The sequence below is a fragment of the Empedobacter sp. GD03797 genome (genome assembly GCF_029842105.1).
Taxonomy (GTDB): Bacteria; Bacteroidota; Bacteroidia; order Flavobacteriales; family Weeksellaceae; genus Empedobacter; species Empedobacter falsenii_C.
Genome location: NZ_JAOCFS010000001.1, coordinates 325178 through 340440, shown reverse-complemented (window position 1 = coordinate 340440; position 15263 = coordinate 325178). Strand labels below are relative to the sequence as shown.

Here is a 15263-nt window from a genome sequence, read left to right as displayed (position 1 = left end):
AGAATGATAACGAACGTAGAACAAAATTAAAAAAAGCGTTAGGGATTGCAGTGAAAATCCTTTTTTGTTGATTAAACAAAGTCGAAATCAACAAAAAAGATTGCAACGAAAAGCCCGCCCGAAGGGAACGCCCTTATAAAAGAAATTATATAATCGAAATTCGAGATTCGAACTTCGCTAAACGATAAAATAAAGAATGAAAGTTACCGAACATATAGAACGCGCAAACGGAAAACCGTTGTTTTCTGTGGAAATTTTACCACCTTTGAAAGGGCAAGATGTCAATGCGACGTTCAAAACTTTAGATCCATTAGTTGAGTTAAATCCAGCTTTTATCGATGTAACTTATCATCGTCAAGAGTATATTTACAAACAGAAAGAAAACGGGTTATTGAAGCGTTATCAGGTGCGAAAACGTCCTGGTACAGTTGCGATTTGCGCTGCGATACAGAATCATTATAAGATAGATGCAATTCCTCATTTGATTTGTGGTGGATTTACAAAAGAGGATACAGAAGATGCGTTAATAGATTTGAATTTCTTGGGAATTGATAATCTTTTGGTTTTGCGTGGAGATCCTATAAAATCAGAAAAGTCTTTTGTTCCAGAAGTTGGTGGACATGCGCATGCATCGGAATTGATTGAGCAAATTACGGCTTTAAATACTGGAAATTATTTGGACGACGAGCTACAAGAATCGCATGCAATGGATTTTTGTATTGGTGTGGCGGGTTATCCTGAAAAGCATTTCGAATCGCCGAATCTTGCAATGGATTTGTATTATTTGAAAAAGAAAGTGGAATTGGGTGCAGATTATATCGTGACGCAAATGTTTTTCGATAATCAGAAATATTTTGATTTCGTGAAGAAATGTCGCGAAATGGATATTAATATTCCGATTATTCCAGGTATAAAACCTTTAACAACTTTCAATCAACTAACGTCGATTCCGCAAAATTTCTATTTGGATCTGCCAGAAGCTTTGGCAATGGAAGTTTTGAAGTCGAAAGATAAAGAACGAATTAAGGAAATCGGGATTGAATGGTGTATTCAACAATGTAAAGAATTGATCGATTTTGGTGTTCCAGGATTACATTTTTACACAATGAGTAATTCAATAAATACAAAAAAAATCGCTGAAGCGGTTTATTAAAATAGAAAATATAAGTTATTAAAAATCCGAGTGAATGCTCGGATTTTTGATAATCAATTTTTAAAATAAATATCTTTAAAAAATAAATTATCTGTATAATCTGGTAAATTAGATTTAGATTTTTTAGAAGAAATAATTTTGAGACTATTCTTATTCAAAATTCCTTTGGTTGTTCTAAAAATTTCTTCTTTTCTTGGACTTTCAACAAAAGTTACTTCAATCTTATTTTTAAGTATTTGACCTTTTCTATTTACAATCTTATTTTCTGTAATATAACCACGCCTTAAATCTCCTGTTTTTAAAACATAACTATATCTTATCGCCGCTAATTCACTTCTATTTGGAATTTCATTATAAGGAATTTTCAAGAAAAAATTTTCATCTAATAATCTATCAGTTTTAAAATCTTTCAATTTAGAATCATAATCATATATAAATGAAATTTCAATTTGCTTATCATTAAGTTTATTAAATTTATCTGATTTAAACTTTATTTTATAGTCTTCATCACTATCTTCAGAGAATGAATAATAAGCATCATTTTCTATTATAGTAAGTTTTTCGGTAAAAATTAATGTGTCATTTTTTATTTCCCAATTTCCATTGTAATCTTTCCAACTAAAACAACTAATAGAAGGTCTTTTAGAAAAAGTAAAATCTTTATCTGATGTTAAATTTATTCCTCGAATTTCATCATCCCATTTCATAATTACGTCATTTATTTCAAGTGAATCCTTAATGTCATTATTTATATAAGCTACAGGATATATTTGCCCTAATAAATTCAAATTAGATAATGCAAATAATATAAAAAATAAATTTTTGTTCATAGTTGAGCCAAAGAAATAGATAGAATTAAACTTCAATAACTTAGCAGAAATTATCATTATAATTTTTTAAATTATTCATAAACTTAGTTTTATTTTTTATAACCTTATTTTTAAATAATTTATATATATGGTATTGATTAATATTGTTTTGAGTAATAATAAGTGGTTTTTTGTGATTTTTTATATTTATTTTACTAAAACCTAAATCTTTAGAAAATAAATTCGTGTTCCAAGAGTAAAATAATTCTACAGACTCTACTTCAGAGAAGTCTATTTCAGTTTTACTATTGTTCTTTTTATTAGTAATAATTATTTTTTTAGTCAATTTATCAATTTTCACGTCTTCAATTTGATTTTGTTTAAAATATTTGCTTCTAATAATTTACATTCCTAAAAATAAATATGCTAAAATTGAAAAAAGTATAATAGAAGTTAATGCAAAAATTATTTTACCAAAATGAAAATCATTCCAATTTAAATACATTTTTCTAATAATCATCACTGTTATATAACCTGAAAATAAAAGCATTATAAAACCGAATATTAAATCAGTCTGTATTTTATTTTTATTATACTCAAATTCCATTATAAATGATTTTGGATTTACTTACAATTATTCGAAAAAGTTTTGACTAAAATTCTTTTTCAATTCCACTAAACAAAAGCCTTTTCAAATTACACTAAATTAAACAATAAACCAATATAAAAAAACTCTTTTCACAAAAAATCCGAGCATTTGCTCGGATTTAATTATACGATTATAGCCTTTTTTCGAGTTGATTTTTTCATTCGATACATAAGGTAAATAATTAGAGACAATAGAAATGAAAATATAAAGTATCTGATTGCTAATCCATTTTGAGTATCAACTTTACCAGTGCTTGAGATTATAAAACTTGTAAGCGAAGTAATAATATACGTCATTCCTCCCATCAAACCGCCAGCAACACCAGCATTTTTAGGAAAAGCCATCATATTTGAAGTAAAAAATGATGTGAATAAAATTCCTGAACAAATATGAATGAAAAACGCAAAGAATAATAAAACAAATAGATTTTGAACAAAGAAACCTGTGATAATCAATAGTGAAATCAAAATTAATTGAACAATAATAGGTAAAGCTATACTTTCTTTAAAATCAAGATGCATTCTTTTCTTTCCGACAAATCCGCCAATCATCCACGAAAAACCTAAAATTAAAGTTGAATAACCAATCACAACAGAATTAAAATGATAGGTATTTTCAATTAAAAACGGACCAATAATATTGAAAATCATCACAATAGAATAAGCAACAGCTTGTATCATAATTCCGACTATAAATAATTGATTTTTAAGCATCATTCTATACGTATCGATGACGTTTTTAAAATTTAATTTAGTTTTTTCAGTAATACTTTCTCCACTAAAAACCAATTCAAAAATTAAAATTAAAGCAGCATAAATAGCCAAAAAATAGAAATTTGCATGCCAATTGAACAATTTTTCTAAATATCCACCTAAAAAAGGTGCTAAAATAGGTCCGCATGACCAAACAATTGTAAAATAACCTAAATAATGTTTCGCCTTTTCTGGTGTATGCATATCGATAAAAAGTGCTCGAGTTGCAATGACAATAATCGCAACTGAAATTCCTTGAATAACACGCAGCAAACAAATCAACAAAATACTATCTGTACTCGCGATAACCAAACTTGTGATTAATACGACAAATAATGCTACAATTTTTGGATAATATCGTCCAATTGCATCCAAAATACTTCCAATAAACAATTGAGACAAACCGTAACTCAATAAAAAACAAGTCAAAGTTAATTGAATACTACTTTCTGGAACCATCAACGATTTTGCCATCGACGGAAATGATGGCAAATAGATATCTGTTACAAATCCCGAAATTGGAATCGAAAAGAAACCAAGTATACTTACAATTTTTTTTCTTTTTTCTGATGCTTCTCTCAACATAAATCATTTTTTACCATGCAAAAGTAAAATGAATGTCAAATTGATGAATTAAAAAAGACAAATAAAAAATTACAAAAATCAAATAAATTAATTTTCTTGTTTAAATTTTAATGGAGAAGTTAAAGTATGTTTTTTAAAAAAATTATTAAAATGAGCAGGTTCTTCAAAGCCTAATGTATAACCAACTTGCGCAATATCCCAATCAGTATACAACAGCAAATTTTTAGCTTCTTCAACAATTTTCTGTTTAATAATCTGCGTCGTTGTTTGTTTCGTCACAGATTTCACCGATGAATTTAGATGATTTACATGAATATTTAATTTCGTTGCGAAATCAGCTGGTGTTTTCAAAACAAGTGGATGAGCAGGAGAATCTAACGGAAATTGTTTATTTAATAATTCATCAAACTTCTTATACAATCTCACATTCGAAGGCAATTCAACCGCATGTATTTCATCAACTTTTTGTTCTAAAACATAATGAAAAATAGCAGATAAATGATTACGAATACTAAAATATCTCAATTGGTAATTGGATTGATTAAGACGATACATTTCCTGAAAATAAGACAAAATCAAAGGCAATTGCTCTTCAGAAATCTCAATGAAAGGAGAACTCCAATCTTTAAACAAAGATGTTTTTTTGAATACATCAAACTCTTTATTTTCAGAAAAAAATTGTTGATTGAACAAACAAAAATAACCTTCTTGTAAACTCGATTTACATTCCCAAGTGTAAGAAATATGCGGAGATGGAAGAAATAAAACCGGTTTAGAAATATACCGTTCATTATTTCCATATTTAAAAATTCCTTCACCAATCAACAGACTAATTTTGTAATAATCTCGTCGACTATATGGACTTTTAAAACTACAATACTTGCGCAAAGAAATATTAAAATGCGCTTTATCGTGTTCAAAATTAGCAGAATTCATCAATTCGGCTTGCTCTAAACTAATTTTATTATAATAATCTGCAATAGTTTCTAATTCTTGGCTCATCTCTATTCTTACAAAATTCAAATAAACAACATTTTAGAATAATTACATGTTAAAATCTATATTAATCATAAATATTATAAAATTTCATTAACTTTAATCACATTCAAAATTCAATAAAAATGCCTTGGAATCCCGAAATTTATAATCAATTCAAAAATATTCGTTATCAACCTTTTTATGATTTAGCGGTTTTGATTTCTGCTGATAATTTGAAAAATTGCGTCGATGTTGGTTGTGGAACTGGTGAACAAACAGCTATTCTTGCCAATAAATTTGAACACGCTAACTTTTTAGGAATTGATTCTTCAAAAGAAATGCTCGAAAAGTCAAAAGAATTTGATTTAGCAAACCTTTCCTTTAAACAACAAACGATTGAAGAATTTTCAAATTCTGATTCAAATTGGGATTTAATTTTTAGTAATGCCGCATTGCAATGGTCAGATAATCACGAAAAATTATTTCCTAAATTAATCTCAAAACTGAATATTAATGGACAATTTGCGGTACAAATGCCTTGTCAAAAAGATAATGTATTGAATGTTATTTTGAGTGATTTAGCACGAGAAAAACCTTTTGCAGATTATTTGAATAATTTTCATCGAGACTCGCCTTTGTTAGCGATAGATGATTATGCGAAAATCATGTTTGATAATGGATTGAAGGATTTAAACATCAGCATGAAAGTTTATCCAATTTACGGAAATGACGAAACAGAATTTTATAATTTCATTTCTGGTTCTGCTTTGATTCCTTATATGGAGCACTTAACGACTGAACAACAAGAATTATTTACTACAGAATTCAAAACGAGAATGAAGAAATATTATAAGACTTTTCCTGCAATTTATTCCTTTAAGAGAATGTTGTTGTATGGGAGAAAGAGCTAAATAAAAAAGAGAATCATAACTGATTCTCTTTTTTATTTATTAAAATTTAATCTAAATCGTCTAATACAGATTTTAAGATATTACAACCTTTTATAATATCTTCATCCGAAATATTAATCGGTGGTGTAATTCGTAAATTCTCGATGCTATACATCAAAAAGAAAATAATCAAACCTCTGTTCATACATTCTTGCTGAACGCGCAACGTATATTCTGGCGATGATAACTCAGGAGCTAACATCAAACCTTTACCATGAATTTTCTTAATTTTTGGATGCTGAAGATTTTCTCTGAATAATTGCTCTTTTCGATCAATATCATCCATTAATTTTTCATCTTCTATAACATTTAGTAACTCCAAAGCCGCTGCTGCAATCACAGGATTTCCTCCAAAAGTCGTAATATGTCCCAATTGAGGATTTTGTTTCAACGAACTCATAATTTTATCAGAAGTCATAAACGCACCAACAGGCAAACCGCTCGCCATGCCTTTTCCCATTGCCACAATATCTGGCACAACTCCAAAATGTTCGAAACCAAACAATTTTCCAGTACGTCCAAAACCTGGCTGAATTTCGTCCATAATCAATAATGCACCAACTTCTTCACAACGTTTTTTCAACTTGATAAAGAAATCATTTTCTGGCAATCTAAAACCAGAAGCACCACGAATAGATTCAACAATAACACCAGCTGTTTCTTTGGTAATTTTTTGTAAATCTTCTTCGTTATTAAAATCGATGAAATAAACTTCTGGTAACAATGGTCGGAAAGCAGCCTTTTTACGTTCATCACCCGAAACACTCAACGAACCATGTGTATTTCCATGATAGGCATTACGAAAAGAAATTAATTGACGACGACCTGTAAAACGTTTCGCTAATTTAAGCGAAACTTCGATCGCTTCTGTCCCAGAATTCACCAAATAAACTTGATCCAATCCTTCTGGTGTTAAATCAACCAGTCGCTTACATAATTCAACTGGTTTTTCTTGCGCATATTCACCATAAACAGCGACATGCATATATTTGTTTACCTGATCTATAATCGCTTGATTGATGCGCGGATGGCTATGTCCAAGTGTATTCACCGAAACGCCAGCTACAAAATCAAGATAGGCTCTTCCATCCTTTCCATAGATATAAGAGCCCTTTGCGTAATCGACTTCAAAACCAGATGCAAAATTTGTTGTTTGCGCCTGATATTTGAAAAATCCTTCCTTTAATCTTCCCATTTTATTTTAATAAAAAAAGTACAGCTGCACCGCCCATTGCATATGCTGCAACAGTAAGAGCATCTGATTTACCTTTCGAAAATTTTCTTATTTTGAACGATGAAATATCGTTTTTATGAAACTTTAATTCTTTTTCTGTTCCTTTTACAACAGCATATAAAGTATCAGCTTTCCATTGCTTCGCCTCTATTGTATATTCTTTTCCTTGCGCATCTACTTTATAAAATTGATCGGGTTTGATAACATCCGAAATTTTAATTGTAGAAGGATCTATCGCTACTTTCTCTTCTTTATTCTCTTGTTTTTTAGCTTTTAATGCAGCTAATTCTTCTTTACTTTCTGAAAGAGATGAACTAATTGCATTTTCATTAGGACTTTTGCGTTCTCTTTTCATGTCAGCAATTCTTCCGTCTGCCGTATTTCTACTTCTTACATTAGAAGGTTCAGTTTTGGTTTTCGCCATTTCCAATGCATACTCCTCAGGATCAAAAGCTTTGTATGTATAACAACTTGATAATAACAGAATAGATAATATGATAGATGTAGTTTTCATTTATAGTTTTAGAAATTAAACGATTAATTTATGAAAAGATTATTTCGAATCGATAAAAATATCTCGCCAAGTGTTTAATCGTTCAGAAATTCGCCATTTAAAATCGGGTAAATAACGCATTTCTTCTGGAAATTTTGACAATGGATACATTTTTCCGTCCGATTTTATGCGACATGCAACCAATTCCACATCTTTTCCTACAACATCAACTTCTATAATTCCACAATAAGAAATATTAACTCCATAACGTTCTTTCACTTTCGTTTTTTGATCCGTGTCATCCATGTACGTCAATGCAACAGCATTTTCTTCTACATTAATAAAATCAATTTTATCATCTTGAAAAAGAACAGTTAAATATTTTCCTTTGATTTGATGATATTCATTTTCCACAAGCGAATCCACTTTAGCAATCACAAACGCATTATTGAACACTTTCATCGAGTCTAATTTTTCTGTTTTCGCATTTGTATACGCTTCGATATAATCTCCAGTCACTTGATTATCGCCAGAAAACAAAATTGGATCTTTATAAAATTGCATCAATCCTTTAGTTTGATTGTACACCAAAGAATCTGCTTTTCCGTTCGCATTCGATTTGTAAAAACGCGCTTTATGAAATGCTTTCACCAATGAAGTCGAATCAACATCGTGACGTTTTACCGCCAACAAAGTATCCGCACTAATGTAAAGCGAATCTTTATCAAACGCTTTCACAGCATACGCATTCTTCGTTACAAAAGCCGAATCTAAGTATTTAAAAGCTTCTCCGTAATCTCCCTTCAAAAATCTTTTTTCTAAAGGATCATCTAAAAAAACATCACCTTCACCTTTACCAAAACCTGTTTTATCGTTGAAATAAAGTTTTTTAGCCGTCAACGTTTTGTTTTGATAATAAACTTTTGAATTTCCTCTTAACCAAGCTTCACCTGTTTTTTTATTAAAATCTCCATCAGAAGTAATAATATATTGCGATGGATCATTTCGACGCGTAATTTTAGAATAATCGCGGAAAGTTGTAATTCCCGTAATATCATTGGTCGTCATTTTTCTTGAATAAATCGTATAATCTTTATTCGTAATAAAAACTTCTGAACCAAAATTTGCCGATTTAGACTTTACATTATACACAACATTTCGTCCTTCAACTAAAGTACCATCAGAACCGATTGTTTTGTAAGTATCATTTACAATAATATTTCCAGTCAATCGCTCGTAAATCATTTTCTCAGAACTTATTTGTTGCGTAGGCGTCTTCACTTCTACTTTCCCAATACCAGTCGCAATCTCAGTTGTACGATTATAATCCATATAATCTGCCGTAATACGAGAACTTGGATCAGTCAACACCACATCTTTGAAAGCTTTTGCAATTGTTGTGTTTCCGTCATACTCCATTTTATGCGCCGTAATTGTTTTGTCTTTACTCACCAAACGTGCATTCGACCAAACAACAGCCAAGTTTTTATCACGATATAAAACCGCACTATCAGCTGTAATTACATCACCTTTATATTCAATAACAACATTACCTGTTAAAATCTGATTCCCTTCAAAACGATCTGGATAACGCTCAACTAAATCAGCATTCTTCAACACAACTTTTTCTTTTTTAGGTTTCTGTTGCGCAAAAGCACTTATCGTCATAAAACATGAAAGTAAAAAAGCAACTTTCAAACCTGTTTTATTTTTATTTATATAATTAATTAACAATTACTTAATGTTTTTATTTAATCTCTATTTCACTTCAAAAAAGTGTTAGCCAAAATTAGTATTATTTTTTTAGTCCTAAAAATTAATTATTACGTTAAAACGTGCTTGAATACTTAAAATTTTCATAATGTTTTAATCACTATGATAGATTTTTAAGTCTTAATTTGATTAAAAAAATAACTATTATTCATAAAATTCAATTTTAAAATTCTTAACTTCATATTCAATTTTTTAAATCTATTAAATGCCTCAATATCAAAATGTATTAGATAGTCCAAATACCAATACTATTTTTATGGTTTGGAATTTCAAGGAAAATACTGTTTACAAAAATGCTTTCAAAAAGCTTTGTGCTTTGGTTATCAATCTTAACCATTCAGCAAATACACGTTTTCCGAAAACACAATCGAGCGTTATTTTAGGAATTAGCTACGATGCTTGGATAAAATTAAATTTACCAAAACCTTTACCGAAAGAATTAAAACCATTTGTTGCCATTAAGGGAGAAAAGCATGAAGCCGTTTCTACAAAAGCTGATATTCATTTTCATATCCGTTCTACGCAACAAAGTTATTGCATTGATATTGTTTCTAATCTAACTGATTTATTAAATGATGTTGCGACTTGTCAAGAAGAAATTCATGGATTTAGATATTGGGATGGACGTAGTATTTTAGGTTTTGTCGATGGAACTGAAAATCCTCAAGGTGACGAGAGAACAAATTTTGGTTTGATTGGCAATGAAGATTCTGCTTATACAAATGGAAGTTACTTATTTGTGCAAAAATACATTCATGATATGCAAGCTTGGAAAAATTTACCAATCTCTGAACAAGAAAAAGTAATTGGTAGATCTAAAGTTGATGATATCGAAATGAATGATGATGAAAAACCTTCGAATTCGCATTCTGCATTAGCAAATGTTGGAGATGACAAAAAAATTGTTCGTGATAATATGCCTTTTGGAAATATGTCGACAAATGAAATGGGAACCTATTTTATTGCTTATGCCAGAAAATTTAGCATTGTAGAAGAAATGTTAGAACGCATGTTTGTTGGTGAACCTGCCGGAAACTATGATCGAATATTAGATTTTAGTAAAGCCAAAACTGGAACTCTATTTTTTGTTCCTTCTTTTGATTTGTTAGACCAATTTTCTAATTAAAATAACAAAAAAGACCTTTTACGAAATCGTAAAAGGTCTTTTGATTTTATAAAATCAAGGTTATTTATTTTTACGAGTTCCGTAAAAATACAATGAATGATTATCAATTTTGATATCAAAAATATCTTCTATCGTTTGTTTAATAGATTGAATTCTTGGATCACAAAACTCCAATACTTCTCCTGTATCAGACAAAATAATATGGTCATGATTTTTGTCGAAATATGATTTTTCGTAATGCGCTTGTTGATCTCCAAACTGATGTTTACGCACCAATTTAGCTTCCATCAAAAGCTCGATAGTATTGTATAAAGTAGCACGACTAACGCGGTATTTCTTATTTTTCATTTTGATATACAACATATCAATATCAAAATGATCATCTGTAAAATAAATTTCCTCTAAAATAGCATAACGTTCAGGTGTCTTACGATGTCCATTGTCTTCCAAGAAATTCGTAAACACTTGCTTTACTATTTCGTAATTACTTGATTTTACTGATTCGTCTGTCATATAAAAAATTTGTGTAAATATACAGAATATTTCCTTATCAATGTAACGAAACAGCTTTCAATTCGTACGTTTTTTTCTATCTCTTGATAATAAATCTTTATAGCAGCATATAATTAACAATACATCTATATAAGAAAATATATAATCTTTCAAAATTATTTTATCCTTTACACCACAAAGGTTAACTTTGCACACGATGGAAGAAAATTATTTAGAAAAACTGAACGAACCACAGCGTTTGGCTGTAGAAGCTACCGAAGGTCCAGTAATGGTGATTGCAGGTGCGGGTTCTGGAAAGACGAGAGTGTTAACTTATCGCATTGCTCATTTACTAAATAAAGGAGTTGATGCTTTCAATATATTGTCTTTAACATTTACCAATAAAGCTGCCCGAGAAATGAAAGAACGTATCGGACATGTGGTTGGTGAAGCGAATGCAAAAGCTCTTTGGATGGGTACCTTCCACTCTGTTTTTGCGCGCATTCTACGTGTTGAAGCACCGCTTTTAGGTTATCCATCAGATTTTACAATCTACGATCAACAAGATGCAGTTTCGGTAATGACAAAGATTATTAACGAAATGCATTTGGATAAAGATATTTACAAAGCAAAACAAGTTTTGGGAAGAATTTCTCAATACAAAAATAACTTGATTACAGTTAGAGCTTATCATAACAATCAAGCTTTAATTGAAGCAGATAATGAAGCAATGCGACCTCGAATGGGCGATATTTATAGAGCTTATGTAGATCGTTGTTTCAAATCTGGTGCAATGGATTTTGATGATTTATTGTTGCGTACCAACGAAATTTTGACGCGTTTTCCTGAAGTTTTAGCAAAATATCAAGAACGTTTCAAATACATTATGGTAGATGAGTACCAAGATACCAATCATTCGCAATATTTGATTGTAAAAGCATTGGCTTCTCGTTACGAAAATCTTTGTGTAGTTGGTGATGATGCGCAATCTATCTATGCTTTCCGTGGTGCAAATATTCGAAATATTTTATCATTCAAATCTGATTATCCTGACGCGAAATTGTATCCATTAGAACAAAATTATCGTTCGACACAAATGATTGTGGAAGCAGCGAATCAGATTATCAAACAAAATCAAGATCAATTAGAAAAAAATGTTTGGACAGCAAATGAAACTGGTGAAAAAATAGCCGTTTATCGTGGACTTTCTGATGCTGATGAAGCGCGTTATATTGCAACTCAGATTTGGGAAAGACAGATCAATGAACATCTTCAACCAAAAGATTTTGCTATTCTTTATCGTACCAATGCTCAATCTCGTGCATTAGAAGAAGCCTTGAGAAAAAGAGGAATTCAGTACCGTGTTTATGGCGGAACCTCTTTCTATCAGCGCAAAGAGATTAAGGATATGGTAGGCTATATGCGATTATTGATAAATCAAAATGATGAAGAATCTTTATTGCGAACAATCAATTATCCAGCACGTGGAATTGGTCAAACAACAATTTCTAAACTTTTGGTCGCAGCAGATCAACATCAAATTAGTTTATTTTCTTTAATTGAAAATATTGCGATGTATGCGCCAACAATTGGTATAAATGCAGGAACAGCAAACAAACTGAATGATTTTGTGTTGATGATTAAGCGCTTCCAAGTCATGTTAAAATCGCATGATGTATACGAAGTAACGATGGAAATGGCAAAAACGACACAATTGTTGAATGCGTTGAAAGAAGATTCTACTCCAGAAGGTGTTTCTCGTTTAGAAAACGTTCAAGAGTTGTTGAATTCAATTCAAGGTTATGTTGAAGAACAACAACAATTAGACGAAGGAGACGCTTCTTTAGGAGGTTTCTTAGAAAATATTGCTTTAGCAACTGATGCGGACAACGAAGAAGATGACGATAACAAGGTAAATTTGATGACTGTTCACTTAGCAAAAGGTTTAGAATTCCCTGTTGTATTTATTGCAGGTTTAGAAGAAAATCTTTTCCCTTCTATGATGAGCGTTAACACGCGCGCTGAGTTAGAAGAAGAGCGTCGTTTATTTTATGTTGCCTTGACGCGTGCTGAGAAAGTGGCTTATATGACCTATTCTGTTTCACGTTTTCGTTGGGGCAAAATTATCGATTGCGAACCTTCTCGCTTCTTAGAAGAAATTGATGATAGTTTCTTGGATTGGAAAAATCTTAATATTTCTGCAAGAGCTTCTAATAATAGTGGATTATCAGCTGATTTATTTGGAGATGAACCAACGCCGCAACAGTATCAACAACGAGAAAAATCGGTTGCACGACCTAACCCGAGAGCACGTGTAGAATCAGCTCAACCAAGATCAAATTTCAAACCAGTTAATCAAACAAAAAGTAGTACTTCATCAACAGCGAATGCTCAAGGTCTGCAAGTTGGTCAAGTTGTCGTTCACGATCGTTTTGGACGTGGAATTGTGAAAGATTTTCAAGGAGAACCATCAGATATGAAAGCAATTATTCATTTTGATAATGCTGGAGAGAAAAAATTACTCTTAAATTTTGCTAAACTAAAAATTATTCGATCATAATATAAAACAGAAAAGGTTACAATAATTTGTAACCTTTTTCTATTTATTTTCAATTGTTTAAATACTAAAATATAAACCTAAACTTTAATCACTAATAAATAACTCCTTTAACTTATTGAGTATAAATTGTTCAAATCTTTTGTTGAAAAAAAGAAATAATAAATATCATATATTAAGATTTTTTTAGCATTTTAGCACCACAAATAAACACAAGAACAAAAATTTTATACTCAAATGGATGATATCATCAATCTCGTAAGCAGCTACGTCTGGTCATATGCTTTAATTGGACTTTGCGCTTTAACAGGAATTTACTTCTCTATTCGCACCGGATTTTTACAAATCGTTTACATAAAAGACATGGTTCGCTTGCTATTTAGTGGCGAAAAATCAGACAAGGGGATTACACCTTTTCAAGCCTTTTCTTTAGCCATATCTGGTCGTGTAGGGACAGGAAACATTGTTGGTGTAGCTACCGCAATCGCAATGGGAGGACCTGGAGCAATTTTCTGGATGTGGTTTATCGCATTTTTAGGAAGTGCATCTGCTTTCATCGAATCTGCATTGGGACAAGTCTACAAACAAGAAATCAATGGAGAATATCGTGGAGGACCATCATATTACATCGAAAAAGGTTTAGGAATCAAATGGTACGCAGTTTTATTCGCAATCATTACAATTATGAGCTGCGGATTATTATTACCAGGCGTTCAGTCCAATAGTATTTCATCTGCTTTGAATAACGCGTTTGATATTCCTATTTATAATTTTGTTGGGATTCCAATCAACATAGTAGGATTCGTCATTATTGGATTATTAGCCCTGATTATTTTTGGAGGTGTAAAACGTTTAGGACAAGCTTCTGAATTTATCGTTCCCTTTATGGCAGGTGCTTACATCTTAATGGCAATCATCATTATTGGAATGAATATTCATCAAGTTCCATCAGTTTTACGATTAATTTTTTCATCAGCTTTCAATCAAGAATCGCTTTATAGTGGAGTTTTTGGATCGGCAATTGCTTGGGGAATAAAACGTGGAATTTATTCTAACGAAGCTGGTCAAGGAACTGCTCCACATGCTGCTGCTGCTGCCGAAGTTAACCATCCTGCACAACAAGGTTTAGTACAAGCTTTTTCTGTTTACATCGATACATTATTCGTGTGTACAGCAACTGCTTTTATGATTTTATTTACAGGAAAATACAATGTAAATCACCCAGAAAAAGCGGGAAGTTTCATTACTCAAAATCTTCCCGGCGTAGATTATACAGGTTTTACGCAAGCAGCCGTTTCTAGTCATTTCCCTTCATTCGGAAATAGTTTTGTTGCAATTGCTTTGTTTTTCTTTGCTTTTACAACAATTATGGCTTATTACTATTATGCGGAAACGAATATTACATACATTTTCAAAGGAAAAAATACAAAAGTTTATGTATGGATTTTACGTTTTTGTTTCTTGGGCGCTACGTATTACGGAACAATCAAAACTGCTGAAACTGCTTGGGCAATTGGTGATATTGGTGTAGGTTTAATGGCATGGGTAAATGTTATCGCTATTTTATTATTGAGCGGAGTTGGGCTTAAAGTCTGGAAAGATTATAAAGACAAACGTAAAAAAGGAATTAAAAATCCTGATTTCAATCCGTTAGAAATCGGAATTAAAAATGCTACTTTTTGGGAGAACAAAAATAAATAATACAAAAAAGC

General features: G+C 31.2%; 14 protein-coding genes. 5 read left to right on the top strand and 9 right to left on the bottom strand.

The window, feature by feature from the left end; genetic code table 11:
• The first annotated feature begins 196 nt into the window (after window positions 1–196).
• Window positions 197–1153: a methylenetetrahydrofolate reductase [NAD(P)H] gene (metF, locus tag N5D90_RS01895; protein ID WP_180906735.1), complete on the top strand. Its 957-nt coding sequence runs from the start codon at window positions 197–199 to the stop codon at window positions 1151–1153.
• 53 nt (window positions 1154–1206) lie between these two features.
• Here the strand turns inward: metF and N5D90_RS01890 are convergent, their stop codons facing one another.
• The 5 genes from N5D90_RS01890 to N5D90_RS01870 form a co-directional block, all read right to left on the bottom strand.
• A complete protein-coding gene (locus N5D90_RS01890) occupies window positions 1207–1983 on the bottom strand; it encodes a hypothetical protein (protein ID WP_280061392.1) in 777 nt (258 codons plus the stop codon).
• Window positions 1984–2023: 40 nt separating this feature from the next.
• Window positions 2024–2323 (bottom strand): hypothetical protein, encoded by a 300-nt coding sequence (locus N5D90_RS01885; protein ID WP_280061391.1) that lies wholly within the window; start codon window positions 2321–2323, stop codon window positions 2024–2026.
• 42 nt (window positions 2324–2365) lie between these two features.
• On the bottom strand, window positions 2366–2569 hold the full coding sequence (locus tag N5D90_RS01880) for a hypothetical protein (protein WP_280061390.1): 204 nt from the start codon (window positions 2567–2569) through the stop codon (window positions 2366–2368).
• A gap of 164 nt (window positions 2570–2733) precedes the next feature.
• The gene (locus tag N5D90_RS01875; RefSeq protein ID WP_280061389.1) at window positions 2734–3948 is read right to left on the bottom strand and encodes an MFS transporter; all 1215 of its coding nucleotides are present in this window, start codon (window positions 3946–3948) and stop codon (window positions 2734–2736) included.
• Between the two features lie 87 nt (window positions 3949–4035).
• Window positions 4036–4971, bottom strand: coding sequence for an AraC family transcriptional regulator (locus N5D90_RS01870; RefSeq protein ID WP_347881104.1), 936 nt, complete (start codon window positions 4969–4971; stop codon window positions 4036–4038).
• A gap of 98 nt (window positions 4972–5069) precedes the next feature.
• Between N5D90_RS01870 and N5D90_RS01865 the strand changes: the two genes are divergently transcribed.
• Window positions 5070–5837: a methyltransferase domain-containing protein gene (locus tag N5D90_RS01865; protein WP_280048910.1), complete on the top strand. Its 768-nt coding sequence runs from the start codon at window positions 5070–5072 to the stop codon at window positions 5835–5837.
• 46 nt (window positions 5838–5883) lie between these two features.
• Here N5D90_RS01865 and N5D90_RS01860 read toward each other — a convergent pair whose 3' ends face one another.
• Genes N5D90_RS01860 through N5D90_RS01850 form a run of 3 tightly spaced genes read right to left on the bottom strand, consistent with a single transcriptional unit; the run spans window position 5884 to window position 9337 of the window.
• The gene (locus N5D90_RS01860) at window positions 5884–7071 is read right to left on the bottom strand and encodes an aspartate aminotransferase family protein (RefSeq protein ID WP_280061388.1); all 1188 of its coding nucleotides are present in this window, start codon (window positions 7069–7071) and stop codon (window positions 5884–5886) included.
• Window position 7072: 1 nt separating this feature from the next.
• The gene (locus tag N5D90_RS01855; protein ID WP_280061387.1) at window positions 7073–7624 is read right to left on the bottom strand and encodes a hypothetical protein; all 552 of its coding nucleotides are present in this window, start codon (window positions 7622–7624) and stop codon (window positions 7073–7075) included.
• Window positions 7625–7663: 39 nt separating this feature from the next.
• Window positions 7664–9337, bottom strand: a complete 1674-nt coding sequence (locus N5D90_RS01850; RefSeq protein ID WP_236688166.1) for an OstA-like protein — start codon at window positions 9335–9337, stop codon at window positions 7664–7666.
• A gap of 244 nt (window positions 9338–9581) precedes the next feature.
• Between N5D90_RS01850 and N5D90_RS01845 the strand changes: the two genes are divergently transcribed.
• Window positions 9582–10502, top strand: coding sequence for a Dyp-type peroxidase (locus tag N5D90_RS01845; RefSeq protein ID WP_280061386.1), 921 nt, complete (start codon window positions 9582–9584; stop codon window positions 10500–10502).
• Between the two features lie 60 nt (window positions 10503–10562).
• Here N5D90_RS01845 and N5D90_RS01840 read toward each other — a convergent pair whose 3' ends face one another.
• The gene (locus N5D90_RS01840; RefSeq protein ID WP_038331681.1) at window positions 10563–11015 is read right to left on the bottom strand and encodes a Fur family transcriptional regulator; all 453 of its coding nucleotides are present in this window, start codon (window positions 11013–11015) and stop codon (window positions 10563–10565) included.
• 196 nt (window positions 11016–11211) lie between these two features.
• Between N5D90_RS01840 and N5D90_RS01835 the strand changes: the two genes are divergently transcribed.
• A complete protein-coding gene (locus N5D90_RS01835) occupies window positions 11212–13554 on the top strand; it encodes an ATP-dependent helicase (protein ID WP_280061385.1) in 2343 nt (780 codons plus the stop codon).
• A 234-nt stretch (window positions 13555–13788) separates the two neighbouring features.
• Window positions 13789–15252, top strand: a complete 1464-nt coding sequence (locus N5D90_RS01830) for an alanine/glycine:cation symporter family protein (RefSeq protein ID WP_280061384.1) — start codon at window positions 13789–13791, stop codon at window positions 15250–15252.
• Window positions 15253–15263 lie beyond the last annotated feature (11 nt).

Coding starts and splice junctions, on each gene's coding strand:
- N5D90_RS01835 (WP_280061385.1), top strand. CDS start 11,212: ATGGAAGAAAATTATTTAGAAAAACTGAACGAACCACAGCGTTTGGCT.
- N5D90_RS01865 (WP_280048910.1), top strand. CDS start 5,070: ATGCCTTGGAATCCCGAAATTTATAATCAATTCAAAAATATTCGTTAT.
- N5D90_RS01860 (WP_280061388.1), bottom strand. CDS start 7,071: ATGGGAAGATTAAAGGAAGGATTTTTCAAATATCAGGCGCAAACAACA.
- N5D90_RS01875 (WP_280061389.1), bottom strand. CDS start 3,948: ATGTTGAGAGAAGCATCAGAAAAAAGAAAAAAAATTGTAAGTATACTT.
- N5D90_RS01840 (WP_038331681.1), bottom strand. CDS start 11,015: ATGACAGACGAATCAGTAAAATCAAGTAATTACGAAATAGTAAAGCAA.
- N5D90_RS01890 (WP_280061392.1), bottom strand. CDS start 1,983: ATGAACAAAAATTTATTTTTTATATTATTTGCATTATCTAATTTGAAT.
- metF (WP_180906735.1), top strand. CDS start 197: ATGAAAGTTACCGAACATATAGAACGCGCAAACGGAAAACCGTTGTTT.
- N5D90_RS01830 (WP_280061384.1), top strand. CDS start 13,789: ATGGATGATATCATCAATCTCGTAAGCAGCTACGTCTGGTCATATGCT.
- N5D90_RS01845 (WP_280061386.1), top strand. CDS start 9,582: ATGCCTCAATATCAAAATGTATTAGATAGTCCAAATACCAATACTATT.
- N5D90_RS01880 (WP_280061390.1), bottom strand. CDS start 2,569: ATGGAATTTGAGTATAATAAAAATAAAATACAGACTGATTTAATATTC.
- N5D90_RS01855 (WP_280061387.1), bottom strand. CDS start 7,624: ATGAAAACTACATCTATCATATTATCTATTCTGTTATTATCAAGTTGT.